Origin of the sequence: Vibrio sp. 1562, from assembly GCF_033340155.1 — a bacterium.
Classification (GTDB): domain Bacteria; phylum Pseudomonadota; class Gammaproteobacteria; order Enterobacterales; family Vibrionaceae; genus Vibrio; species Vibrio alginolyticus.
Genome location: NZ_JAWOVY010000333.1, coordinates 1 through 707, shown reverse-complemented (window position 1 = coordinate 707; position 707 = coordinate 1). Strand labels below are relative to the sequence as shown.

At 47.2% G+C, this 707-nt stretch carries 1 protein-coding gene; it reads left to right on the top strand.

Features of this window, described 5'->3' with window-relative positions; genetic code table 11:
* Positions 1-344: 344 nt before the first annotated feature.
* A partial coding sequence (locus R7Z49_RS25020; RefSeq protein WP_318112391.1) for a DNA-binding protein occupies positions 345-707 on the top strand: 363 nt, incomplete at its 3' end.

Below are 707 nucleotides of genomic sequence, written 5' to 3'. Positions count from 1 at the left end.
CTCAAAACCGTTACCGCGCCAATGCCCCTGATCGTGCTCCAGGATAAGGATGTTCAGCTCAAATTGCTTCGTAACTTTGACGCCTCAGAACAACGCAAAACTCGATCTGATAAAGCGGCATCGGAAATCCTTGGCACCTTCGGTGGAGTCACTATCGAATCCTTCCCTGGATGAATCAGCGTGACCGCGTAACAAGGCTTTTCCGCAGCCGGAAGGGCTTTGTCCCACACAAACAATTCCAATCGACAGCAGCATGATATATAATTATGATAATTACCGTATTATCGTAATTATCGTAATTATCGTAATTATCGTAAACATTACAAATTAAAAGGAACGTTCTCATGGCAAGAAAATTGGTTGAGTTTGACGATGTAGCGGCTGCGGCCCAAAAGCTCAAGGACGCCGGTAAACGCCCAACGGTCATCGCTATCAGAGACATCATTGGCAAGGGGAGCTTTACCACCATTTCAACGTATCTCAAACAGTGGTCAGAGGAACACTCCCTCGATGAAGAGCTGGTAGAGGTAGTCCTTCCAGAATCGGTTATGAGCGATGCTGAGCTCTTCCTACAGAAGATCTATACGGTAGCCAAAGCAAGCGCCGATGAACAGCTTGAGCGCGAGCGTGAACTGCTACGACAGAAAGAAATTGAGTACCAGGAAGATATGCAGCAAGCCGTGGACATGGCAAATGATGCCACCGAA